The organism is Rhizobium sp. YS-1r (assembly GCF_000757525.1).
In the GTDB taxonomy this organism is placed as follows: Bacteria; Pseudomonadota; Alphaproteobacteria; order Rhizobiales; family Rhizobiaceae; genus Neorhizobium; species Neorhizobium petrolearium.
Genome location: NZ_JPYQ01000024.1, coordinates 403,218 through 425,264, shown reverse-complemented (window position 1 = coordinate 425,264; position 22,047 = coordinate 403,218). Strand labels below are relative to the sequence as shown.

The 22,047-nt window shown below is 61.9% G+C and carries 22 protein-coding genes and 1 pseudogene; 8 read left to right on the top strand and 15 right to left on the bottom strand.

The genetic code is table 11. The annotated features are described in order from the left end of the window. Positions 1-306: 306 nt before the first annotated feature. A complete protein-coding gene (locus tag JL39_RS17955) occupies positions 307-1,674 on the bottom strand; it encodes an ATP-binding protein (RefSeq protein ID WP_037153346.1) in 1,368 nt (455 codons plus the stop codon). Next, a complete protein-coding gene (locus JL39_RS17950) occupies positions 1,671-2,330 on the bottom strand; it encodes a response regulator transcription factor (protein ID WP_037153344.1) in 660 nt (219 codons plus the stop codon). Before JL39_RS17950 ends, JL39_RS17955 begins: the two co-directional genes overlap by 4 nt. Before the next feature lie 129 nt (positions 2,331-2,459). Between JL39_RS17950 and JL39_RS17945 the strand changes: the two genes are divergently transcribed. The 5 genes from JL39_RS17945 to JL39_RS17925 are packed head-to-tail and all read left to right on the top strand — an operon-like array spanning position 2,460 to position 6,761. Then, the gene (locus JL39_RS17945) at positions 2,460-2,744 is read left to right on the top strand and encodes a PepSY domain-containing protein (protein ID WP_244446910.1); all 285 of its coding nucleotides are present in this window, start codon (positions 2,460-2,462) and stop codon (positions 2,742-2,744) included. 35 nt (positions 2,745-2,779) lie between these two features. Then, positions 2,780-3,118: a hypothetical protein gene (locus JL39_RS17940; protein ID WP_037153340.1), complete on the top strand. Its 339-nt coding sequence runs from the start codon at positions 2,780-2,782 to the stop codon at positions 3,116-3,118. A gap of 30 nt (positions 3,119-3,148) precedes the next feature. Further along, on the top strand, positions 3,149-3,619 hold the full coding sequence (locus JL39_RS17935; protein WP_037153816.1) for a DUF2271 domain-containing protein: 471 nt from the start codon (positions 3,149-3,151) through the stop codon (positions 3,617-3,619). A gap of 18 nt (positions 3,620-3,637) precedes the next feature. Next, positions 3,638-5,836, top strand: coding sequence for a PepSY domain-containing protein (locus tag JL39_RS17930; RefSeq protein ID WP_037153339.1), 2,199 nt, complete (start codon positions 3,638-3,640; stop codon positions 5,834-5,836). Then, positions 5,817-6,761: an FAD:protein FMN transferase gene (locus JL39_RS17925; protein WP_037153336.1), complete on the top strand. Its 945-nt coding sequence runs from the start codon at positions 5,817-5,819 to the stop codon at positions 6,759-6,761. Before JL39_RS17930 ends, JL39_RS17925 begins: the two co-directional genes overlap by 20 nt. Positions 6,762-6,855: 94 nt before the next feature. Here JL39_RS17925 and JL39_RS31080 read toward each other — a convergent pair whose 3' ends face one another. From JL39_RS31080 to JL39_RS17910, 4 genes are all read right to left on the bottom strand, one after another. Continuing rightward, positions 6,856-7,050: a DUF2933 domain-containing protein gene (locus JL39_RS31080; protein ID WP_081952881.1), complete on the bottom strand. Its 195-nt coding sequence runs from the start codon at positions 7,048-7,050 to the stop codon at positions 6,856-6,858. Then, positions 7,047-9,263, bottom strand: coding sequence for a copper-translocating P-type ATPase (locus tag JL39_RS17920; protein ID WP_052182948.1), 2,217 nt, complete (start codon positions 9,261-9,263; stop codon positions 7,047-7,049). The genes JL39_RS31080 and JL39_RS17920 overlap by 4 nt, the downstream gene beginning before the upstream one ends. A 13-nt stretch (positions 9,264-9,276) precedes the next feature. Continuing rightward, positions 9,277-10,743, bottom strand: a complete 1,467-nt coding sequence (locus JL39_RS17915) for a multicopper oxidase family protein (protein ID WP_037153332.1) — start codon at positions 10,741-10,743, stop codon at positions 9,277-9,279. Between the two features lie 78 nt (positions 10,744-10,821). After that, entirely contained in the window at positions 10,822-11,163 is a 342-nt protein-coding gene (locus JL39_RS17910; RefSeq protein ID WP_037153331.1) for a hypothetical protein, read from the bottom strand. Positions 11,164-11,362: 199 nt separating this feature from the next. On the opposite strand from JL39_RS17910, the pseudogene JL39_RS31635 reads away from it, so the two are divergent. Beyond that, positions 11,363-11,452, top strand: a pseudogene (locus JL39_RS31635) (toxin); the annotation flags it as partial. Here the strand turns inward: JL39_RS31635 and JL39_RS17905 are convergent. The 9 genes from JL39_RS17905 to JL39_RS17865 all read right to left on the bottom strand — a co-directional run bounded on the left by JL39_RS17905 (position 11,442) and on the right by JL39_RS17865 (position 19,201). After that, complete coding sequence (locus JL39_RS17905) at positions 11,442-12,326, bottom strand: Pnap_2097 family protein (protein WP_348270568.1); 885 nt, start codon at positions 12,324-12,326, stop codon at positions 11,442-11,444. The pseudogene JL39_RS31635 and the gene JL39_RS17905 sit on opposite strands and share 11 nt — an antisense overlap. Beyond that, on the bottom strand, positions 12,323-13,594 hold the full coding sequence (locus JL39_RS17900) for an MSMEG_0569 family flavin-dependent oxidoreductase (protein ID WP_037153329.1): 1,272 nt from the start codon (positions 13,592-13,594) through the stop codon (positions 12,323-12,325). Before JL39_RS17900 ends, JL39_RS17905 begins: the two co-directional genes overlap by 4 nt. 14 nt (positions 13,595-13,608) lie before the next feature. Continuing rightward, entirely contained in the window at positions 13,609-13,896 is a 288-nt protein-coding gene (locus tag JL39_RS17895; protein ID WP_037153326.1) for an MSMEG_0570 family nitrogen starvation response protein, read from the bottom strand. Continuing rightward, positions 13,889-15,043 (bottom strand): MSMEG_0565 family glycosyltransferase, encoded by a 1,155-nt coding sequence (locus JL39_RS17890; protein ID WP_037153324.1) that lies wholly within the window; start codon positions 15,041-15,043, stop codon positions 13,889-13,891. Before JL39_RS17890 ends, JL39_RS17895 begins: the two co-directional genes overlap by 8 nt. After that, positions 15,040-16,014 (bottom strand): sll0787 family AIR synthase-like protein, encoded by a 975-nt coding sequence (locus JL39_RS17885; RefSeq protein WP_037153809.1) that lies wholly within the window; start codon positions 16,012-16,014, stop codon positions 15,040-15,042. The genes JL39_RS17890 and JL39_RS17885 overlap by 4 nt, the downstream gene beginning before the upstream one ends. Before the next feature lie 2 nt (positions 16,015-16,016). Beyond that, positions 16,017-16,559 (bottom strand): MSMEG_0567/Sll0786 family nitrogen starvation N-acetyltransferase, encoded by a 543-nt coding sequence (locus tag JL39_RS17880; protein ID WP_037153322.1) that lies wholly within the window; start codon positions 16,557-16,559, stop codon positions 16,017-16,019. Further along, entirely contained in the window at positions 16,556-17,677 is a 1,122-nt protein-coding gene (locus tag JL39_RS17875) for an MSMEG_0568 family radical SAM protein (protein WP_052182947.1), read from the bottom strand. Before JL39_RS17875 ends, JL39_RS17880 begins: the two co-directional genes overlap by 4 nt. After that, positions 17,601-18,647, bottom strand: coding sequence for a Nit6803 family nitrilase (locus JL39_RS17870; RefSeq protein ID WP_037153805.1), 1,047 nt, complete (start codon positions 18,645-18,647; stop codon positions 17,601-17,603). The genes JL39_RS17875 and JL39_RS17870 overlap by 77 nt, the downstream gene beginning before the upstream one ends. A 71-nt stretch (positions 18,648-18,718) precedes the next feature. After that, a complete protein-coding gene (locus JL39_RS17865) occupies positions 18,719-19,201 on the bottom strand; it encodes an MSMEG_0572/Sll0783 family nitrogen starvation response protein (protein WP_037153320.1) in 483 nt (160 codons plus the stop codon). Positions 19,202-19,573: 372 nt separating this feature from the next. Between JL39_RS17865 and JL39_RS17860 the strand changes: the two genes are divergently transcribed. Next, entirely contained in the window at positions 19,574-20,977 is a 1,404-nt protein-coding gene (locus tag JL39_RS17860) for a PLP-dependent aminotransferase family protein (protein WP_037153803.1), read from the top strand. 138 nt (positions 20,978-21,115) lie between these two features. Then, complete coding sequence (locus tag JL39_RS17855) at positions 21,116-21,496, top strand: DUF983 domain-containing protein (RefSeq protein ID WP_037153318.1); 381 nt, start codon at positions 21,116-21,118, stop codon at positions 21,494-21,496. The last annotated feature ends 551 nt before the right edge of the window (positions 21,497-22,047 follow it).

Sequence of the window (22,047 nt, the reverse complement as noted above, 5' to 3'; positions counted from 1 at the left end):
TGCCGGAGGAACCGGATTTTACCAGCACTAATTCATGCGCGGCGTGTCCGAATTATTAGGGCGCTACTGCGTGAATTGAGGCGCAAAATCGGCAATTCGGAGCGATGCAACCTGATCATCGGGGCGGGCAATGGCCGTTGGGTGGTTGTATTGATGGTGCTGGTTTTGAAGGAAGAGAGTGAACTAATTTCCTTTCGGTCCGCATTCCGGGAGCTCAGATGGCCCCCGTCCTGCAGCCAAGCGCAAAGGTGTGAAGCTCATCTGCGTTCGATATCGAGCGCTCTTTAAACACCAGGCAACCGCGGATCATTGGCGAACGACAGGTAGTCTCACGCGGACCTCAACACCCTGGTTCATAACCGGGCGGGGGGATATCACGTCGATGGTGGCTCCGACCCGGTCGGTGATCACCTTGACGATCGCGAGTCCCAGGCCCGCACCGCCGATCTTGCCAGTGCCGCGCTCGAACCGGCGCGTCAGCCGGTCCATCGCCCCGGCCGGAAGCGGCGGCCCATCGTTTGCAATGCAAAGCATGCCGTCCGCCTCAAGCGTCGCTTCGACCGGACGATCCTGCGCACCATGTTTCAATGCGTTTTCTATGAGATTGCGGGCGAGAATGCCAACTGCGTCGGGATCGAGCAGCGACAGCACAGGCGCCGCCGGCAGGGTGAGTGCGAGCCGCCTCTCGCCGGCCTGCTCGAAATCCTGGGCGATCATGCGGACCACGATCCGAAGGTCGGAGGGCTCGTCGGCACGAAGCCTACCACCTTCTGCACGCGCGAGCTGCATCAGCTTCTCCGACATGCGCATCAGCCGCTTGAGCGTCGTCTCGATCTCGTTCGCACGCTGCGCCGTCAGCGCTTCCTTCGTCTCGGTGCGGATGCGCTGCGCCTGCGCGATCGCACCGGCAACAGGGGTCCGAAGTTCATGCGCCGCGTTTGCCGCGAAGGTGCGCTCGGCATCGAAAGCGGCCTTCAGCCGGGTGAGAAGCTGATTGATGCCGGCGGAAATAGGCCGGAGTTCACTTGGCAAGCGATTGCCCGGCAAGGGTGACAGATCCTGTGCTCCGCGCAGGGACAGTTCCTGTCGGAGAGCGCGGACCGGACGCAGCGAAACCCGGACCGCGAACAGGATCGCCACCAGACTGAGCGGAATGACGACCAAAAGCGGCAACAGCAGACCGAGCAGCATTTTCTGCGACAGCTCCCGGCGGTGATCCAGCGGTTCGGCCACGGCGATGGTCAAGTTGCCGTCTGCGCTTGCCATATAGTAGAGCTGATGTGTCCGGGTACGGAAAAATCCCTGCCTCTCAAAAGGAGGAAAGATCGAGGCGTCCGCTCCCCGCGAACTCAGCAATACACGGCCTTGCTTGTCGCGCAGGAGGAAGGTGACGTCCTCGCCGTAGCGAGCTTCTCGTTCAGGTCGCGCGTCACGACTGATGTCGTCTTCGTCATCATCGTCGATGCTTTCACGTCCCGGATGTCTCTCTCGCAGGTCATGCCGCGCGATCGGCAGGACGCGTTCCGCAGTCGCTTTCAGACCGTCGTCAAAAACCTCTTCCATTTCCTGTCCGAGTCGATGCGCGGTGGCGATGGCGGCCGCGAGCCAAAGGACGGTCACGGAAACGCCGACCGCGATCGCCAGCCGGGCCTGAAGCGAGGACATCATCTTCATGGCCGCCCCAATCGATAGCCCAGTCCGCGCTCGGTCTCGATCACGTGCGCGCCGAGCTTCTTGCGCAAGCGGCTGACATGGACCTCGATAGCGTTGCTGTCGATTTCCTGGTCGAAGGAATAGAGCCGTTCCTCAAGCTGCGATTTCGACAGCAACTGGCCGGGACGCTGGACGAAGGCCTGGAACAGCACCCATTCGCGCGCTGTCAGAACCACCGGCTTGCCGTTAAGCCTGACGCTGCGGGCGGCAAGGTCGATTTCCAGCGGTCCAAGCGTAACGATCGGGTTTGGGTTCCCCGTATAGCGACGCGCGACAGAGCCGATACGGGCGGAGAGTTCGGCAAGGTCGAAGGGCTTGACCAAGTAGTCGTCCGCGCCGGCGTTCAGCCCGGCGATCCGGTCGGAAACCTGATCCAGCGCCGTCAATATGATAACGGGCGTGACGTCGCCGCGGGCCCTCAAGGCCTTGAGGAAGGGAATGCCGAGGCCGTCGGGCAACATCAAGTCAAGCAGCACGAGATCGTAGGCGGCCGTGGCGAGTGCATCGCGCGCCTCGTCGAGGCGACCCATCCAGTCGACGGAATGACCATCCGCGGCGATCTGATCCCGGATAGCCGCCCCCAATGCCGTATCGTCCTCGATCAGCAGAACTCTCATGCCGGATTTCTCCCTTTACCCTCCTCTCTAGTCCACCCGGCAGCTTACGGGAAGCTGAAGCAAAGTTCCGGCGTCTGTCAGGTGGCGGTCAGTTTGCGGGCTGAATGATCGTTCCGACAAAGAGAGGAAATGACGATGAAGACCGGCATCCTGCCAGCCGTGGCCCTTGCAATCATGGCGGCAACATCAGCCCAGGCAAGGGAATATTGCGACGCTCCGCTCCGCGACTGGAAAGGACGCGAGGCGGTCCGCGCACTTGCCGAGGAACGCGGCTGGACGCTGAGACGCATCAAGATCGATGACGGCTGCTACGAGGTCTATGGCACGGACCAGACCGGTCGTCGCTTCGAAGCGAAAATCGATCCAGTGACGCTCGATGTCATCGAAATCGAGGAACACCACGGCCACCGGTGATCCCGATGGTCGCCAACCCCAAAGGAGATCCACCCATGATCAACCGCAGACTTCTTCTTGCCGCTGTCGCCGGCACCGCCATTCTCGCCGCCTTCGCCAGCCAGGCCCTGCCACTCGATGAACTGAGATTCAACGGCACAAGGAATGACATCGTAAAGGCGGACTACCGCGAGCACGAGAGCAAAGGCCATCGTGAGGGACATCGCCGCCACGGCGACGAGGACGGCCGCTACGCTGCCCACGACGATGACGATGATGATGACGAAGGCCGTGCTGCCTACGGCGATCGTGGCGCTCCCGTGCAGCAAAATACCAATCCTCCGGGCAACGGCCTCTTCATGCCCGGCAGCAAGCCGCGTGCCCAGATGAACTGACAAGTCCCGAACCGGAGAATAACAATGAGGATCAAATCCTTTCTGGCCATGCTGGCTGTCACAACCGCACTGACGGCGCCCGGTCTTGCGCTTGCAGGCGAGGTGACCTTCACCACCAATATGCGCAGCTACGGAGGAGACGGAGCCTATCTCGCCTATTACGTGACGGATGCGCAGGGCAAATATGTCGGCAGCCTGTGGTTGGCCGGCGGCAAGGCCCGCTACTACGAGCACCTGAGCGGCTGGTATCGCGCCACAGGCGGCGACACGGGCGAAATCAACGGCATTACCGGCGCCAGCGTCGGTTCCGGCCGCTCGCTCAAGATCACACTCGATCTTGCCGATACCCTCTTTGATGCCGGCTATCAGTTGCACATCGATTCCGCCGTCGAAGACATGCGCGACAGCCCCAACGAGGTTGTCGTGCCGTTGACCTCGGCCGGATCTGGCCAGGCGGCCACGGGCAGCCGCTACGTCGCCGACTTCACCTATACGCGTTAATCACGAAGGAAAATTGCCATGATCCGGTCGCTCCACCGCTGGTTCGGGCTGGTCGCCGCTGCGCTCCTCACAGTCATTGCCTTGAGCGGTACGGCACTTTCGGTCTTCCCGACCTCCGAGGCGCTCACTACCCCTGCCGCTCAGCAGATCAGCGTGGCCAAACTCGCCGCGCGGATCCAGGCCGTAGAACCCACGGTGGAGCAGATCAGGCGCGCACCGTCCGGCCGGATCACGGCATACTATTTCGATGGCGACCAACCGGTTTCCTCCGTCATCGATCCGGCAACGGGCACGCCCGTCGGCAGCGCCGACACATCCGGCCTCGAGCGGTGGCTTACCGATCTGCATCGCTCGCTGTTTCTCGGCGATACCGGCCGCCTCGTAGTCGCCGGTGGAGCAGCGGCGATGCTGACGCTGGCCCTCTCCGGTCTTTTGCTGCTGGCACGCCGCGCGGGCGGCTGGCGCTATATCCTGAAACCCGCCAAGGGTACGGGCGATAGACGCCTTCATGCGGTCATATCGCGGCTTGCGCTACCCGGCCTCCTGCTGTCGTCGCTGACGGCTCTCTGGATGACCGCCGCAACGTTCGGCTATCTGCCCGAGGGCGCCGGCGCTCCGCCCTTTCCATCGGAAGTCAGCGGCGCTACGGGCATTCAGGTCGCTTCCATAACCGTTCTGCGGGAGACCCCGGTCGGCACACTTCGCTCCCTCAGCTTTCCTGCTGCCGGCGATGCAACCGACGCGTTTACCATCAAGACGGATGCAGGCGAAGGCTATATCGACCAGGGCAATGGTGAACTGCTGGCCTGGAACGATGCGAACTGGTTCGATCGCGTGACGAATTTCCTCGCCATGCTGCACACAGGTCAGGGCATGGCCTGGCTCGGCCTGCTTCTCGGTCTCTCCGCACTTTCTGTTCCCATCCTCTGCTGGACAGGCCTGGCCGTCTGGCTCAGGGGGCGTGGCGAGCGGAGGGGGGCTTCGGCTCCAGCAAATCACGCCGACACGATCATTCTTGTCGGCAGTGAGGGCGGCACGACCTGGGGCTTTGCCGAAACGCTTCGGAAATCCCTCTCCGAGCAGGGCATGCAGGTGCATGTTGGACCCATGTCGTCATTCGATCCGGCGCGATGGACCAGCGCCCGGCAGTTGATCTTGCTTGCCGCGACCTATGGCGACGGAGAAGCTCCGGCATCGGCGCGCGGCTTTATCGAGTGCTTCCGACGTACACCCGTCAGGCAGGGTCTTTCGCTTGCCGTTCTCGGCTTCGGCGACCGCAGCTTCCCCGCTTATTGCGGTTTCGCAGCCGACGTCGCCCGGGCCGCGGAAGAAAAGGGCTGGGACACGCTGCTGCCCTACGACACCGTGGATCGCCAGTCGCCACAGGATTTCGCACGTTGGGGCCGCGATCTTGCCCGGACACTCGGTCTCGGCTTCGAGCTCAACCATCTGCCGACCAGACCGAAGGCCTGGGAACTGTCGCTGATCGCGCGCCGCGACTACGGCGCAAACGTTCAGGCGACCACCGTCATCCTGCGCTTTTCCCTGCCGAAGACATCCTTCCGGCAGCGCCTGACCGGCAAGGCGTTTCCTCGGTTCGAGGCGGGCGACCTGGTCGGCGTCCTGCCCGAAGGTTCGGACGTGCCGCGCTTCTATTCGCTCGCTTCGGGCACAAAGGACGGGTTCCTCGAGATCTGTGTCCGCAAGCGGCCGGGCGGCCTCTGTTCCCGGCAACTCACGGCACTTGAGCCGGGCCAGTCGGTGACCGCCTTCGTTCGCTCCAACCCGGGCTTCCGTCCGGCACGCGGTCGCAAGCCGGTCATCCTCATCGGTGCCGGTACCGGCCTCGGACCGCTTGCGGGTTTTGCCCGTGCAAACAAGGCGAGCCGACCCATGTATCTCTATTTCGGAACCCGCCATCCGGCGAGCGACGCCCTTTATGCGGAGGAATTGTCGAACTGGAAGACGGAAGGCCGTCTGGCGGACGTTGCCACCGCTTTCTCGCGAACCGCGAACCCGGCCTATGTTCAAGACATCCTGCGCAAAGACGGCGCAAGGATCGGCAAGCTGATTGCGGCGGGCGGCCAGATCCTGGTCTGCGGCGGTCGTGAGATGGCAGCGGGGGTGGCCACTGCTCTTTCCGATATCCTGGCGCCCCAAGGCGTCAGTCTCGCGACACTCAAGGCGGAGGGCCGTTATGCCGAAGACGTTTACTGATCTCACCCGTCATGCCCTGAACGGGCCTTCCATGGGGACCCGCTGGTCGGCGCTCTTCCACATGCCGGGCGACTTCAAGACCGTAGAAGTCCACGCTGCCATGGCGGACGCTGTTGCAGAGGTCGACCGGCAGATGTCCATATGGAAGCTCGAAAGCGATCTCAATCGCCTGAACGCTGCCGCATCCGGCGAATGGGTAGCCCTCCCCGAACACCTGATGAAGGTGCTCGGGATCGGTTTGGCCATCGGCGAAGCTTCGGGCGGAGCCTTCGACATCGGCATGGGCGACGCCGTCGCCGCCTGGGGTTTTGGAGTTGCAGAGGCTGACGAAACGGCAATAAAGGTTGCCCGCCTCGCACGCCGCAATCCGGCCTATGACATGCTGGAGCTAGATCCGGCCAATCAGCGAGCGCGCAAACATGCCGACATGCGCCTTGACCTCAACGGCATCGCCAAGGGCTATGGTGTCGATCGGCTGGCGGAAACCGCAAGCCAGCACGGCATAGAAGCGGGCCTTTTCGCGATCGACGGAGAGCTGCGCGCGCTCGGCAAGCAGCCGGATGGCAGAGGCTGGGCGATTGCGGTCGAGAAACCTGATCTTCACGAACGCGCCGCGCATTCCATAATTGAGCTTACGGATTCAGCTGTCGCTACATCCGGTGACTATCGCCATTGGGTGGACGTCGGCGGACGCCGCCTCTCCCACACAATGGATCCACGGCTCGGGATGCCGCTCAAAGAGCCACCCGCCTCGGCGACGGTGATCGCAGGAGATTGCACGAGCGCCGATGCCTGGGCGACCGCGATGATGGTTCTCGGTAAGCGGCAAGGGCTGGAATTAGCTGGGAAGCTTGGCTTGTCCGTGCTTTTCCTCTGTTACGACCGCCAAGGAGAAGAACCGACACCAGGTCCTCCTGGATGGTGACCTCGCAGGATTGGTCAACCTTCCGCTTTCGGCCGCCTTCCGGGCGTTGAAGGCATATTCCGGCAGTTCGTGCTGGATGCGGAGCGCAAATAGCTCACGGGGTGCGGTCCTTATGATCGTGTCCTCCATGCCGGCCGTGGCCGTGGAAGAGGTGCATGAGCGGGCAGGCCAGCAGGAGGAGGTATGGTGCGAGACCCAATGCATGGGCCCAGTGTTCGCGGAGGATGAAGAAAACGACGATGACGGCGAAGGAGGCCGCCATCAACAGCCATACGCGGGATGAAGTCATAGGCGAGCACTCCTGAGTCTGAGGGAGTTGCCGATCACGCTGACGGAGGACAACGCCATAGCGGCAGCAGCGATGATGGGAGACAGCAGGACGCCGAAGGCGGGATAGAGGATGCCCGCCGCGACAGGGACGCCCGCTGCATTGTAGATGAATGCGAAGAAAAGGTTCTGGCGGATGTTCCGCATCGTCGTCCGGCTTAACTGTCGGGCGCGTGCAATACCCTGGAGATCGCCCTTCAGGAGGGTGACCCCCGCGCTTTCGATGGCCACGTCGGTTCCTGTACCCATGGCGATGCCGACATCGGCGGCGGCAAGCGCCGGGGCATCGTTTACGCCGTCCCCGGCCATCCCAACGATCCGGCCTTGGCTGCGAAGCCGAGCGACAATCTTGCTCTTATCTTCTGGAAGAACTTCCGCCTCGACTTCCGAAATTCCGAGCTTGCGGGCAACGGCCTGAGCGGTCGTCTTGTTGTCGCCGGTCAGCATCACCACCCGGACGCCCTCGTCGACGAGCTGTCGTACGGCTTCCGGCGTGGTCGCCTTGATGGGATCGGCGATAGCGAAGAGCCCAGCCAGGACGCCATCGGCGGCCATGAAGATCACGGTCGCGCCTTCGTTGCGCAATTCCTCGGCTTTCGATGCCATGCCGGACACATCGATATGGGCCTCGCCCATGATCCTGTGGCTGCCGAGGACGAGCTTCCTGCCCTCGACAGTGCCCGTCACGCCTTTGCCCACCGGACTGTCGAAATCCTGGGCATCGCCAAGGGGAACGTTACGTTCATGTGCGGCATTGACGATGGCAAGCGCCAACGGATGCTCGCTCGACCGTTCCAGAGTGGCCGCAAGCCGGAGCAGATCTGTTTCGGAAATACCTTCGTGCGGCGCGATTGCCGTAACCTTCGGTCGCCCTTCGGTTAAGGTTCCAGTCTTGTCCACAACCAGCGTATCGACCTTCTCGAAGCGTTCCAATGCCTCGGCATTCTTGATCAACACGCCGAGCCTTGCGCCGCGTCCGACACCAACCATGATCGACATCGGGGTCGCCAGGCCGAGCGCGCAGGGACAGGCGATGATCAGGACGGCGACGGCCGCGACCAGGCCATGGGCGAACTTGGGCTCCGGACCGATCAGCATCCAGGTAATGAAGGATGCGATGGCGATTGCGATCACTACCGGAACGAACCAGCCGGACACTTCGTCCGCCAGGCGCTGGATGGGAGCCCGGGACCTCTGTGCCTCGGCGACCATCCGGACGATCTGCGACAGCATCGTATCGCGCCCGACCTTTCCGGCTTCCATGACGAAGCCCCCGGTCTGGTTCATCGTCCCGCCGATGAGTTTTGAACCGACCTCCTTGGTCACCGGCATGGATTCCCCGGTGATCATGGACTCGTCGATGGAGCTTCGTCCTTCCAGAAGGGTACCGTCGACTGGTATTTTTTCGCCGGGGCGAACGCGGAGCCTGTCTCCGACGGCCACCGCGTCAAGACCGATGTCCTCGTCGGCACCGTCAGCCCTCACGCGCCGCGCCATCTTGGGGGCGAGATCGAGAAGGGCACGGATCGCGCCGCCTGTCTGTTCGCGGGCTCGCAACTCCAGAACCTGACCGAGCAGCACCAGGACCGTGATTACGGCCGCTGCCTCGAAATAGACGGCGACCGCGCCTTCGGCGGAACGGAACGTGTCCGGAAAGATGCGCGGCAGGATTGTCGCCACGACGCTGTAAATCCACGCGACCCCAGTGCCCATGGCGATGAGGGTGAACATGTTGAGGTGGCGCGTCACAATGGACTTCCAACCCCGCTCGAAGAACGGCCAGCCTGCCCAGAGGACGACGGGGGTGGCTAGAGCCATCTGGATCCAGTTCGACGTTTGCGCACCGAGGAGCATGTGGAGGTTCGTCAGGTGACCGCCCATTTCCAGCGCAAGCACCGGAAAGGTCAGCATCAGCCCGATCCAGAAGCGACGCTGCATGTCGACCAATTCCGGGCTTGGCCCCGTCTCGACCGCAGGCATTTCCGGTTCAAGCGTCATGCCGCAGATGGGGCAGTTACCCGGTCCGATCTGCCTGACCTGCGGATGCATCGGGCAGGTGTAGACCACGCCTTCTCCGATAGAGGGTTGTGACGGAGCCTTTGCAGGCCCCGTCTTGTTCGTTTCATGCTGATGATCATGATCGTGGTGGGCATGTCCATGATGGTCGTGTGCCATGTCGGTCTCCTGATCAGATCGCGCCGTCATAGGTGATGAACGTCATCATACCCGTGGCCATATGATAGAGGTGATGGCAATGGAGCGGCCACCGTCCGGGATTGCGGGTATCAAAGTCGACGACGATCTCTGCCATCGGCGTCAGCATCACGGTGTCCCGGACGGCTCCGCTCAGGACTTGGCCGTTGATACCGACGACCTGGAAATGATGTCCATGCAGATGCATGGGATGGGCCATCATCGACATATTGCGCATGATGAGCCTTACCCGCCGGTCTTTGGCTACATTCAGCGGTTCGCTGGTTTCGAGGCTCCAAGTGTAGGTAGCCATGTCGCCGGTTAGTTCCATCACAAATTGATGGTCGGGCGACCGGGCGGCAAGAGGTGTCGCAGCCCGGAGTTCTTGCTCCAGGCCGAGGTCGAGAGCGGGACCGGTTCCCGAAGCTGTGGAGTCGATCTTTTCAACGGTCGCATCCCTGGTCGCGAGAATGATGCCGGTCTGCTCCCTTGCACCTTCGCGCAGTGCCAGGACCGGGTACGAACCGGAGCCTGGAGGAAGCTCCAGCCGGATGTCGAGGCGTTGACCCATCGAGATCGGGAAGTGGCTGGCCGAGATGGGCGCGATATCGATGCCGTCCACAGCTATAAGGCTGCCGACAACGCGTCCGGTATCGATGGTGAAGGCGGTGGCGGTTGCACCGTTGATGATCCGCAGGCGAACTCGGCCGCCGTTCTCGATCCTGACGACCTCCGGGTCGTCAAGGGTGCGGTCGTTTGCGAGATAGGCGTCGTATTCGATGTCGTTGAGGTCCATAGTCGACATGCCCATCCCCGGCGTGCCCATCCCCGGCGTGCCGTTCCTCGGCATCTGATGCTGACCGTGCATGTTCGTCATCATCGACATCATGGCTTGATGATCCATCGGCATTCCGCCGTGACCCGAACCGCTACCCTTCAGTCCCTCCAACAGTTCTTCGGGTGACTTGAAGGAGAAATCGTGAAGCAGGATGACGACCTCCTGTTCATCGCGGGCGCGATCCTCGGCAGTCCGCACGATCAGAGGTGCGGCGAGCAGGCTCTGTTCCTGCAGGGTGTGGGCGTGCATCCAATGGGTGCCGCCGGGACCGACAGGGAACTCGTAGTCCCGTATCTCCTTGCCGGGAAGCAGAGCGGCCGGATTGTCCGGAACACCATCCATCTGCCACGGCGGCGTCAGGCCATGCCAGTGGATGAGGGTGCCTTCGGATGTCTCGTTGATGAGGCGGACGTTGAAATCGGCGCCCGCGTCCAGAGTGAGGCCAGGGTTCCCATTGCGGTCAGCCAGTCCGAAGACGGACGCGGCCTTGCCATTGACCTCCAGGATTCTCCTTCCGATGACCAGATCAGTGGGAGCGGGATTTGCATAGGCGGGGGTGAAATTGAGGATAGGCGAGACGGCTGCCGCACTGGCCAGCGTCTTCAGGAATTGACGGCGATACATGATATGCCTCTCGATCTGTGTCGGCGTGCCGACAATGCTGATGAAGGAAGTTGGCTCACCGGTCAGGCGAGCATGTCATCAGGCAGCAGGTCGAGGAGGCTCCAGCCCGGGGGAAGGCACCTGTCCCAGGAGATGGTCGTGCAGTTCACCGAACCGGGCGATCATAGGTGTTTGCCGCACCGCGACGGTATTCCGCACCGGGATGATGAGGACACACGCGCCGCAGACATCAGCGCAGCAGGCTTTGTCCGCCGGAGCCGGCTCTCCTTTCGTGGAACGGTACTCCTCCACGTTGTTATGGCTGATGGAGGCGTGCTCGCTGGAGCAGGGCCGAAGCAACGCATGGGATGCCCCGGCACCGAAAAGAACGGCGACTGCGATGAGCGCCGCGACCGCACTCCAGATCAGCCTTTTCTGCATGCACAGATCCATTCTCAGCTCATTCCCGCCGCTGTCACATGCTAATAAAAACGGTTGCTGCCGGCTTTGACCTTCGTCAAACAGGCTGGCTGCCTACTAGATCCAGGATGGAGATGTTGAGCCTTCCAACAGGGGAAGGTCAAGAAGACCTTTGCGCCTGATTGACGCCCTCGGGACCGAATGGATATGGCGCAGGCAGGACGTCATTCTTGTCGAGGATTGCTATCTCGGCTGGCGGGAGTCGTTGCGAAATCTGGCAAGGCTTGTCGAGCCGGTGATTAACGAATAGCGCGCCGAGTCGCTTTCGTCCCCTCCACAAACAGGCAGGCTATCCTTGTTCCATCTTCTCGCGTCAATTCGCAGGCATATCGGAGGCTCTCCGATTTCTGAAGATATCTGAGACGGGCCGTCACCATTTCTCCAGGTACGATATTGCCCGTGAAGAAGGCATCTCGGCGGGTCAAGGAGCCGATTTCGTCGGGAAACCATGTTTCAACGGCGCGGTCTGCAATTGCCTGGAATTCCGCGAAATAGAACAGGCCGGCGCCGTTGAACTCCTGATGGGGGCTTGGCCTGAAGCTATGGCTGAGCAGAGCCGCATCGAACGGGATCGACATGCCGAGATGGCTCTCGGCAGTTCCGCGGCGGAAGGAGGCCGCCGTGGCTGCGAGCTCGCTCCTGGTAAACGGTTCGGCCAGTGCTCCCCAATGGCCCACTCTCGCCAATGTGCGGTTATCGCCCTCAACCGTGCGATGGACGAAAGCGGAAACGAGCTCCACTTCACCGATGCAGAAGCCGCGGATTTCCAGCCAGTGACGGCTGGACCATTGCGTCCGGGACACTTGTGCCACGGACGAGCGGATGGTCAGGACGTCATTTGCCGTGGCGAGTTCAAGGCGCGCCTTCCGCAGCGACGTCGCGCATAGGGAGGCATAAACCTCCCGACCATCGGGCGTTCGGAAGTCCGCGTTCTCCATGCCAAGCCGCATGGCCAGCAGCACCCAATGCCGGTGCCCCAGTTCCTTCATCAGCCAGGTCTCGGAAAGACCGTAAGGATTGAGGTGCGGCATTCCGAGAAGGACATGAGGTTCGAGCGCACGTTCCATCAGCTCGCGGGGAGAAGGCGCGTGTGGCGAGATATCGATGGCGAGGTGCAGCGTCAACGACTTGCCGCCTGCCTGAGCGCCGGCTGACCGGCTTCCAGATAATCGGCGAGATGGTCGACGACATGCTCGGCATCCTTGCCGACGGCGAGAAACCGACCGGACCCCCAGGTCCAGAGCCAGGGCAGGCCCAGCACATAGACGCCGTCGATGCCGGTCACCCCCCGCCGCTGGACGGGGTAGCCGGTGCCATCGAAGATCGGCAGGCCGACATAGGACCAGTCCGGACTGAAACCGGTCGCCCAGATGACTGAGGTTACGTTTTCGACCTTGAGATCCAGTTCGACGGGTTCGCTCGACGGCTCCCAGAGGGGCATGTAGACGCTTGCCGGCGGCGCATCGATACCTTTCTCGGCGATATGGCGGTCGATCAGTGCGTTGATGCCATTATAGACCCGGTCGGCCGCGTCCAGATTATCCTTCAGATTCGGTGAGAACAGCATTTTTCCTGCCGCCACGCCAGACATGCGGCCATAGAGCGACATGCCTTCCAGTGCAAACTTCCTGAGGTCGATGTCGCGTCCGCCATCGCGGCCGGTGAGGTAATGATTGGTGTCGTGCTTCTTTTTCGTCATGCCGTCATGTTCGACGGTGATGTCGTACTGGCCGACGTCGGAGAGCCAGTCGACGACGTCGCGGCCGCGGTAGAAGCGGGCGCAGCGCGGTGCGTTCCCGGTGACCATATGTACTTTGCGGCCGGCAAGATGCAGGTCCTCGGCGATCTGGCAGCCGGACTGGCCGGAGCCGACGACGACGACAGCGCCTTCCGGCAATTGGTTCGGATTGCGGTAATCGATCGTGTGGAGCTGAACGATCTCTTCCGGCAGGCGCTCGGCGGCGCGCGGGATCGCAGGCCGGCTATAAAGGCTGGTGGCGAGGATAACGCTGTCGGCGGTGACCATACCCGCCGAAGTCTCGACCTTGAAGAGATCGCCGATTTTTTCGACCGAGGTGACTGCCGTGCCTTCCAGAACCGGCGCATTCACCTTCTTCACGAAGCGGTCGACATAGGCAAGGATCTCGTCCTTGACCATGAAGCCGTGCGGATCGTCGCCGTCGTATGGATGATCGGGAAGCTGGCACTGCCAGTTCGGTGTCACGAGGCAGAAGGCATCCCAGCGTTCGTCCTTCCACTTGTGGGCAACAGTCTTTTTTTCGAAGACGACGTGATCGATATCGTGCTTCTTGAGATAATGGCTGGCTGAAAGCCCGGCCTGCCCGCCGCCGATGACGACGGCACTATAATGCGGCTTGAGGGACAAGGTCATTGGGAGAGATCCTTTCAGAGGATGAAGCTTTGGCAGCGGACACGCGCTTCGGCGTCGTTGAGGAAAAGTGCGCCGGCCGTCTCGATGCGGGCAAGCTGGCCGCGTGCGAGTGAGCAGGGATAGCCATATTTCGCTTCGACGCGATCGCTGGCGATGGTCAGCGCCTTGCGGCTCAAGTCGAGGAATTCGCGGATCGGGTAGGTCCGGCCCTCTTCAAAAAAGTCCTTGATGACCAGCGAAGGGGAATAGCAGGTTTCCTCCCGGCCATCCGGCCAGGCGATGACGAACCGCATTTCAGGCATTGGCAGCCTCCTTCAATGTCGCATAGGCGGAGAGATGGGCCTCGGCGACGCGGCGCCACGAGAACCGGCCAGCGACCTCCAGGCCACACGGGATGACGCGCTCGCGGATCCGCGGCACGAGGGAAAGCGCCATGGCTTCAGCGATCGATGCCGGATGATGGGGATCGCACCAGATCGCATCGTCGGCGGTGAGGTATTCGGTGAATGGCGCGATCGAAGAGACGATGACCGGCACGCCGCTCGCCATTGCTTCCAGTACCACCAGACCGAAACCTTCCTTCAGGGAGGGGAAAACCAAGGCATCGGCAAGCCGGTAGAGATTGGGCATATCATCGTCCGCGACGGGGCCGATCAGATGCACGGCGGCAGCATTATCATGCAGCAGGGCGAGCTCGGACCGGAACTCTTCCTGGTAACCGCTGTGATCGAGCAGCGAAGCTCCGCCCGCGACGACAAGCAGGGCATCGGGTCGAACGGCGCGGAGCTGGCGGAATGCCTCGAGAATGCCGATCGTGTTCTTGCGCGCCTCCACGCCGCCGATGCTGAGGAAGATCGGGCCCGGGGGCAGCTTCAGGCGGTCGCGGAGCGCCGTCTGCTCGCCGCTCCAGACAGGCGCGAAGCGTTCGACATCGACGCCGTTGCCGACAACGGTGGCGTTAAGCCCGCGGTCCCACAGCACCCGCTGCCATGCTGCACTGACGGTGAAGAAAATGTCCGCCGGATCGATGGAGCGGTCCTGCAGCTCCATCAGCCGGGGATCGGCAAACTGATCGATATGGTGGACGGTCCGGGCAAAGAAGGGGATGAGGCTATGTTGCTTGAGCGTCGCAAGCGCATTGCCGGAAATCCCGTCATGGGCGTGAAAGATATCAAAGTGGCGGGCTGCGGGGCTTTCGAAATGTCGTACATAGTCGGAGATCCGCCGTTCTACCATCGCCGTCATGTCCGCAGGTGCCGGCTCGACCGGAATGCACATGGTCCCACATGCGGGTGTGCGGAAGAAGCCCGTTCCCTTGGCATCCGGCGCATGCAGCACGACCTCGTGACCGAGAATGGTCAATGCCTCGGAAAGCTGCATGGCGTGTACCACGCCGCCGCGCGGATTGGTGGAATGGGCCAGCATGGCGATGCGGAGTGGGCGAATCATGCGGCATCCTCCCGTCGCCCAAGCCGCAGGAGCGGCGTTTCGGCATGGTCGCGGATAACCGCGCGGTTGCCATCGGCATTGATGGCGACCTCGCTGCCGGCAGTGACGGTGCCGATGACGGCGGCCACGATGCCGCGCGCGGTGAACTTCTGAAGAACGGCTTCGGCATTTTCCGCCGAGGTGGAGATCAGGTAGCCGAAGCTCGGGAAGGTGGCGAGCCAGCGGTCGAGCACAACACCATCCGGAACGGGAATGGCGGAAACATCGATCTCGATGCCGACGCCGGAACATTCCGCCAGCATGATCGCAGTGCCGGGAATGCCGCCCTGACTGATGTCCTTGGCGGCAAAAGCCAGCCCGGCCTCGGCGATTTCGGGCAGGATTTCGAGATCCCCGCGCAGTCGGGCAGGCGGGGCGTCTGTCGCCGCCTCCCAGTTGTTGAAAGGTTCGCGGTAACGACCACGATGGTCGATCGCGGCGATCAGCAGATTGCCGGGCTTTGCGTCGAAGCTGGTCAGCAGCTTTTTTGCCCGGCCGAGGATAGCGACGGACAACTGTCCGCGATCAGTGCGGATATTCGTGTGTCCGCCGACGATCGGCACGCCATAGGCCCTTGCCGCCGCCCGCAGCCCTTCCAGAACAGGAGTGGCACCCGCCTCGCCGTTCGCCCAGACAGCATCGACGACCGCGACCGGTCGTCCGCCCATGGCAGCGACGTCGGAGATGTTGACCATCACCCCGCACCAGCCGGCGAACCAGGGATCGGCGGCGACGAATTCGTTGATGAAGCCCTCGATGGCGAAGAGGAAGAAGCCGTCACCATCCGGCAGCGCGGCGCAATCGTCGCCGACAGCAACCGGCTGGCCGGCAAGGCTAAGGCCGGCGGCGACCGTGCCGATATCCGCCTTGGCGGCTATGCTCGAAGAGGCGGCAAGTTTGACGGCAAGCGCCGGGATATCGATCGCCGCCATGGTCATGCCGCCTTTTTCGGGAGGGCGACGAAGCCTGCTTCCGGCGTGGGGCAGGGCGGATACCAGGCGAGATCCGCCCTCATCCTGAGATGCGGCTTGCCGTAGATCTCGAATTCCTCGACCACGTCCCAGTGCAGGCGGCGGAAGAGCAGACCGTTCTGCACCTGCACATTGGCGAGGAAGGTATGGCAGCCCATGGCGTTGGCCGACGACACGGCGAGCTTGATAAGCGTTGCGCCGAGCGCACCGATCTTGCGGAAATCTGCATGTACCGCGAGCCGTGAGCCCCACCAGAGGCCAGGCTCGGCCTGATGGATGCGCACCGTGCCGACCAGCCTGTCGGCTGTGACGCCCATCATCGAGAGCGCAACGATCGGGATTGCATGGTCGTCGATCGCATCACGATCGTCGCCGTTGAAGATCCTTTGCTCTTCGCAGAATACGGCGCGGCGGAGCGCATGCGCCTCCTGCCGCTCCCAAGCGGATCTCGCGAACTTCACCTGGAATTCGCCGGCCTGATAGGGTGCGAAGGGCTCGAAGATCATCTGGCCAGCATCCTTTCATAGGTGGAAAGGGCCGAGCAGGCGCCGCATTTGCCGCAGCCCGCCTTGATGTCGACAGCCTTCAGGCCGCCGTCGGCCAGCATTTTCGAAAGGGGGGCGAGGATCGAATGCATGAAATCCGGCTTCGGCGCCGGGTGGCTTTCGAGCGGCGTTCCCGAGATGGGAACAAAAGGCACGACGAAGGGGTAGACGCCGATCGCCACCAGTTTCTCGCAGATGTCGAGGATCGCTTCGCGTGTGTCGCCGAGACCGGCGAGAATATAGGTCGAAACCTGGCCTCGGCCGAAGACTTCCACGGCCGCTTTGAAGGATGCCATATATTTGCCGATCGAGACCTGCGCCTTGCCGGGCATGATGCGGGCGCGGACCTCCGGCGTGACCACTTCGAGATGCATGCCGAGCGCATCGACGCCTGCACCCTTCATGATCGAAAACCAGATGTCGTCTTCCGGCGGTTCGCATTGCGCCTGGATCGGCAAGTCGACGGCCGCCTTGATGGCGCGGGCGCTTTCAGCAAGCACGGCTGCGCCGCGATCCGGTCCTTTCGGCGTGCCGGTCGTCATGACCATGTGCTTGACATCGTCCAACTCGACGGCGGCTTTCGCAACTTCCGCCAGTTGTTCCGGTGTCTTGCGGGCGATGGTGCGGCCGGCAGCCAGCGACTGACCGATGGCGCAGAACTGACAGGTTTTCGTGCGGCTCTGGTAGCGGATGCAGGTCTGGAGCACGGTCGTCGCCAGTACATCGCGGCCGTGCAGAACAGCGATCTGCGAATAGGGAATGCCGTCTGCCGTTGAGCGTTCGTAGAAGCGCGGGCGGAGCGGGAACGAGACCTCACCGAGGATACGCCCGTCGCGGCTGATGCGGCTCTTGCCCGTCTCGTCCGGTTTTTCGACGAGATAGGGGCTTTCGAAAGCCGGCGCTGTGTGGACCGGCACCATGACCGTCACGCCGTCTATGGTCATCGGTTTGTGGTCGGAAGGGCCGGCACCGCCCCGGCGGCTCTCGTGCCCTGCCTTCGGATCAACCAGCCTGGCTCCGAAGGACTGCAACTCGTTGATCAGGATCTCGGTCGGAAGACGCGTCGTCGTGGTGTCCATCGGTGCTGCTCCTAACGGGTGCGGTTTCGAAAGAATTCTGGGATGCGACCATCGGTGCCGCGGCGCGGCCGTCGATGACGAGATGCAGGAGTTCGGGGCGGGCATAGTGGCCGACCGAATCCATCATCCGCTTGCGCTTGACGATGAGGCTCATGTCGAGGTCGGCGATGAGGATGCCCTCGCCCTCGGTGATCGGCGGGGCGAGGTGTCTGCCTTCCGGCGAGACGATCGCCGTCATGCAGCCGCCGCGCAGCGCCTTCTGCAGGTCTTGGTCCGGTGTGATCGAAGCGATCTGTTCGTCGGTGAGCCAGCCGGTGGCGTTAACGACGAAACAGCCGCTCTCAAGCGCGTGGTGGCGGATCGTCACTTCCATCTGCTCGGCGAAGATCGGCCCCACCATAGAGCCCGGGAACTGGGCGATATGGATCTCCTCGTGCTGTGCCATCAGCGCGTAGCGGGCGAGCGGATTGTAATGCTCCCAGCAGGCGAGTGCGCCGAGCCGGCCAATGCTGCTTTCGACCACCGTCAGGCCGGAGCCGTCGCCCTGGCCCCAGATCATCCGCTCGTGGAAGGTGGGCGTGATCTTGCGGCGCTTCAGGATGAGCTTGCCGTCGGCATCGAAGAGAAGTTGGGTGTTGTAGAGCGAGCCGTGGTCGCGCTCGTTGACGCCAAGCGCCACGACGATGCCATGTTCGCGGGCGGCGGCTGCGACCGCATCGGTCGCGGTGCTGGGAACGCTGACGGCTTCCTCATAGAGGCGCAGATGCTCGCGGCCGGAAAGGACCGGAGGCAGCACGAAGGAGAAATAAGGATACCAGGGGACGAATGTCTCGGGAAAGACGATGAGTTCCGCCCCTTTAAACGCCGCTTCGCGGATCGTTTCCAACACACGGGCAAGGGTTTTTTCGCGGGAGGTGAGGTCCGGCGCGATCTGCGCGGCTGCGGCCCTTACCATCGATTTCCTGGCGATCGTTTTGTTCTCCATGACGGAATCCTTCGGTTTCAGATGAAGGAGGCGGAGGAGACTCCGCCCCCTGCCGCTCAGAGCGTCCAGGTGTCGAGGATGAAGGCCCCGTCGCGGCGGTGGATGAGGATGAGGTCCAACACGTCGAGCGGGCTGATCGGCGTAATGCCGGGGATCAGTGACGGTTCGCCATGGCCGTAAAGCGCCTGCAGCGCAAAACGGCAGGCATAGACCTTGCCGCCTTCCTCCATGAAACCCTTGAGTTGGTTGTTGAAATTGAGGTGGCCGGGGAAGGCTTCCGAACCGAGTTTGGGGAAGCCGCGCTGCACGCCGAGCGTAACGCCAGGGCCGTAAAGCAGGACCGAGGTCTCGAAACCCTTCCGCTTGAGGCGCTTTGCCTGCAGCAGGTTTACGAGGCCGATCGAACCTTCGAAGGCAACGGTGTGGAAGGTGATGAGGGCTTTTTCGCCCTCCTTGGCCTGAACGTCTTCGAAGACCTTTTCCTCGTAGTCGACGAAAAAGTCCCCATCAGCATGGGCCGGTGCGGTAACTGCGGGCATGAATGGCTCCTGTGTTTGAAGTCAGGCCCCGTTGCGGGGTACTGCCATCCAATTGCAAGCACCGTGCCAATATTGAGTTTGCCTAAAATGCAGTCAAAATACCAATTTTTACATTCAATTATGCGATCAATGGCGGGCGGCGGTTTTTGTATGGGCGAAATAACGAGCAGTTCCCCGCAAAAAACGAGATCAGTAATGAATGAAATGAATGCATTCAATATGCGATCATTGCGGTAGAGGTTTGCCGCTGTAGAGAAAGTTTCGCGCGTGCAGGGCGTGCGGTGCGGCGCAATGTCCGTTTTTTGAACGTGACATCGGTATAGGGCAACAATATACGGTCAATTGTACCTGATTTACCGGATGCCGCATGCCATGAAGACCTGGACACCCGATCTGACCCGCAGCAATGGCCCTCGCTATATGGCGATCGCCGATGTCATCGAGATGGATCTGAGAAGCGGGCACCTGGTTGTCGGGGACAGGCTGCCGCCGCAGAGGGATCTCGCCAGACAGCTCGAGATCGACTTCACCACCGTGGCACGCGGTTATCTGGAAGCACAGAAGCGCGGCCTCGTCAGTTCGCATGTCGGACGTGGAACTTTCGTCACCGGCGGTGCCGACAGGGAGCGTCGCGGCTTTGTTTCCGATGCGACTCCCGATCCCCGACGCACGTCCGTCGTCCACTTTTCCATGAACATGCCGCCGGAGCCTGATGATCCGGATCTCATTGCCCGCATGCGGGAAGGGCTTTCCGCCGTTGCCACAAACCTTGTCCCGCTTCTGCGCTATCAGGGTTTTGGTGGCGCGGGTATGGATAAGGAGGCGGCTGCCGCCTGGCTCAGCCGGCGTGGTCTGGTGCCCTCGCAAGAGCGTATCTTCGTGACCCCCGGCGCACATCCCGCGCTGCTTTCCATCTTCGGCATGCTGGCCAAGCCCGGCGAGACGGTGCTCTCGGAAAATATCACTTATCCGGGCATGCGCTCGATCGCTGCCCAACTCCGATTGAACCTCTCAGGCCTGCCGATGGATGAGGAGGGGATCATCCCTGCCGCTTTTGCCGAGGCCTGCGAGATGAGAAAGCCTAAGGCGCTATATCTCAACCCCACGCTTCAGAATCCGATGACGCTGACGATTCCGGAAAAGCGCCGGGAAGAGATCTGCGCGGTTGCGAGGAAATACCATGTTCCGATTGTCGAGGACGACGCCTACGGTTTCATTCCGCAGCATGCGCCGCCGCCGCTTGCAACGATGGCGCCGGATCTCACCTGGCACATCGGGGGGCTTGCCAAATGCATTGGCGCCGGTCTTCGGCTCGCTTATGTCGTGGCGCCGGATACCAAGGCTGCTTGGCCTTTCGTGAGCGCCATGCGCGCGAACAGTGTCATGGCTTCGCCGCTCTCGGTGGCGCTTGCCACCCGCTGGATCGAGGACGGTACGGCTGACAGTATCCTACGGTTCATTCGCGCGGAGGCGGCTGCCCGCCAGGAGCTTGTGGCTGATATTCTGCCAAAGGGAAGCTATCGCGGCGATCCGATCAGCTTCAACATCTGGCTGCCGCTGACCGGAGGATGGACCCGCTCCACCTTCGGCAGTCACATGCGCTCTTCCGGTATCGGCGTCGTAGCGAGCGATGCCTTCACCGTGGATGGCCCTGCGCCGGAAGCGGTCCGGGTGTGCCTCGGCGGCCCGATTCGGAGGGATACCCTCAAGGGCGCCCTCGAATTCATGGGGCATGCGCTCGAGAATTCGCCCGAAATGGCAGGCTCCTTTTTCTGATTCGATCCTTCATCATTGCGAGGCGTGATGCCCCAGGATGGCTGCGGCGTTCTGGCCAATCGACATATTGAATGCAGTCATGTATGAAAATGATTGCATTCAATGTGCTTGTTGAGTGGCTTTACAAGGAATGACGTCATGGACAACGAATGGCCTCCTCTCCCTCCGATGCAGACCGGTGTTCGCGGCCGTTGCCCGCGTTGTGGCCAAGGGCACCTCTTCAAGGGTTTCCTGACGCTCAATCAAAAGTGTGAAGCGTGCGGACTGGATTACTCATTCGCCGATCCGGCGGACGGTCCGGCTTTCTTCGTCATCTGCTTCGCCTGCGTGCCGAGCGTCCTTCTCGGTGTCTGGCTGGAGGTACAGTTCCAGGCGGCCTGGTGGGTCCACCTTCTGATCACCATCCCTTTCATGCTGCTGACCTGCATCCCGCCGCTTCGGCTGCTCAAGGGGTGGCTGGTGGCGAGCCAGTATTTCTACAAGGCGGAAGAGGGAAAGCCTGTTAGGATCTCGCCTTGAGGGTCAGCCGGGTGAAACCGTCAGAAGTAACCATGTTGGCGGCGAGTGTTCGGCACCTTGGCCTCGTCATTGCAGTCGAAGACGAGGCGTTTACATCACAACTCTCCTCGTAGCTCAATTGGTGCTGATCGAGCACCGATCCTAAAGCAGCATTCAGCCTGAAGCCCGCTTGCCAAGATGAGTAAGCACGATAACGCAGTCTATGCCGAGAGTTTCGTAGACAGCATCGTGGCGGGCCTTCTCGATATACCAGAGCACGACGGCAAAACAGCCAATGGCAGGCTGACGCAGGCGCAGACCGACAACCTGGTTTCGTGCTTGTAACAGGTGAACCGAGATCTTATGCCGCCAGAACTCAGCATGTCGAAACCGCCGTGCCCGATGTTGCCGAGCCTGGCGAGGAGCAGCCGTTGACGCGTGCTCCAGATCGGAACAGCCCATGTGCCGATAATGAGGGGATGGTAAGCATGAGGGGAGGCTATGCCCGAGAATCAGCCACCCGGACGTTTTAGGCGTGCCATGATGGTGCTGCAATGTTAGCGTCGACATGG

Excerpts from the sequence above, each read along its gene's own strand:
- JL39_RS17955 (WP_037153346.1), bottom strand. The coding sequence starts at position 1,674 with ATGAAGATGATGTCCTCGCTTCAGGCCCGGCTGGCGATCGCGGTCGGC.
- JL39_RS17950 (WP_037153344.1), bottom strand. The coding sequence starts at position 2,330 with ATGAGAGTTCTGCTGATCGAGGACGATACGGCATTGGGGGCGGCTATC.
- JL39_RS17945 (WP_244446910.1), top strand. The coding sequence starts at position 2,460 with ATGACGATGAAGACCGGCATCCTGCCAGCCGTGGCCCTTGCAATCATG.
- JL39_RS17940 (WP_037153340.1), top strand. The coding sequence starts at position 2,780 with ATGATCAACCGCAGACTTCTTCTTGCCGCTGTCGCCGGCACCGCCATT.
- JL39_RS17930 (WP_037153339.1), top strand. The coding sequence starts at position 3,638 with ATGATCCGGTCGCTCCACCGCTGGTTCGGGCTGGTCGCCGCTGCGCTC.
- JL39_RS17925 (WP_037153336.1), top strand. The coding sequence starts at position 5,817 with ATGCCGAAGACGTTTACTGATCTCACCCGTCATGCCCTGAACGGGCCT.
- JL39_RS31080 (WP_081952881.1), bottom strand. The coding sequence starts at position 7,050 with ATGACTTCATCCCGCGTATGGCTGTTGATGGCGGCCTCCTTCGCCGTC.
- JL39_RS17920 (WP_052182948.1), bottom strand. The coding sequence starts at position 9,263 with ATGGCACACGACCATCATGGACATGCCCACCACGATCATGATCATCAG.
- JL39_RS17915 (WP_037153332.1), bottom strand. The coding sequence starts at position 10,743 with ATGTATCGCCGTCAATTCCTGAAGACGCTGGCCAGTGCGGCAGCCGTC.
- JL39_RS17910 (WP_037153331.1), bottom strand. The coding sequence starts at position 11,163 with ATGCAGAAAAGGCTGATCTGGAGTGCGGTCGCGGCGCTCATCGCAGTC.
- JL39_RS17900 (WP_037153329.1), bottom strand. The coding sequence starts at position 13,594 with ATGACCTTGTCCCTCAAGCCGCATTATAGTGCCGTCGTCATCGGCGGC.
- JL39_RS17895 (WP_037153326.1), bottom strand. The coding sequence starts at position 13,896 with ATGCCTGAAATGCGGTTCGTCATCGCCTGGCCGGATGGCCGGGAGGAA.
- JL39_RS17890 (WP_037153324.1), bottom strand. The coding sequence starts at position 15,043 with ATGATTCGCCCACTCCGCATCGCCATGCTGGCCCATTCCACCAATCCG.
- JL39_RS17885 (WP_037153809.1), bottom strand. The coding sequence starts at position 16,014 with ATGGCGGCGATCGATATCCCGGCGCTTGCCGTCAAACTTGCCGCCTCT.
- JL39_RS17880 (WP_037153322.1), bottom strand. The coding sequence starts at position 16,559 with ATGATCTTCGAGCCCTTCGCACCCTATCAGGCCGGCGAATTCCAGGTG.
- JL39_RS17875 (WP_052182947.1), bottom strand. The coding sequence starts at position 17,677 with ATGGACACCACGACGACGCGTCTTCCGACCGAGATCCTGATCAACGAG.
- JL39_RS17865 (WP_037153320.1), bottom strand. The coding sequence starts at position 19,201 with ATGCCCGCAGTTACCGCACCGGCCCATGCTGATGGGGACTTTTTCGTC.
- JL39_RS17860 (WP_037153803.1), top strand. The coding sequence starts at position 19,574 with ATGAAGACCTGGACACCCGATCTGACCCGCAGCAATGGCCCTCGCTAT.
- JL39_RS17855 (WP_037153318.1), top strand. The coding sequence starts at position 21,116 with ATGGACAACGAATGGCCTCCTCTCCCTCCGATGCAGACCGGTGTTCGC.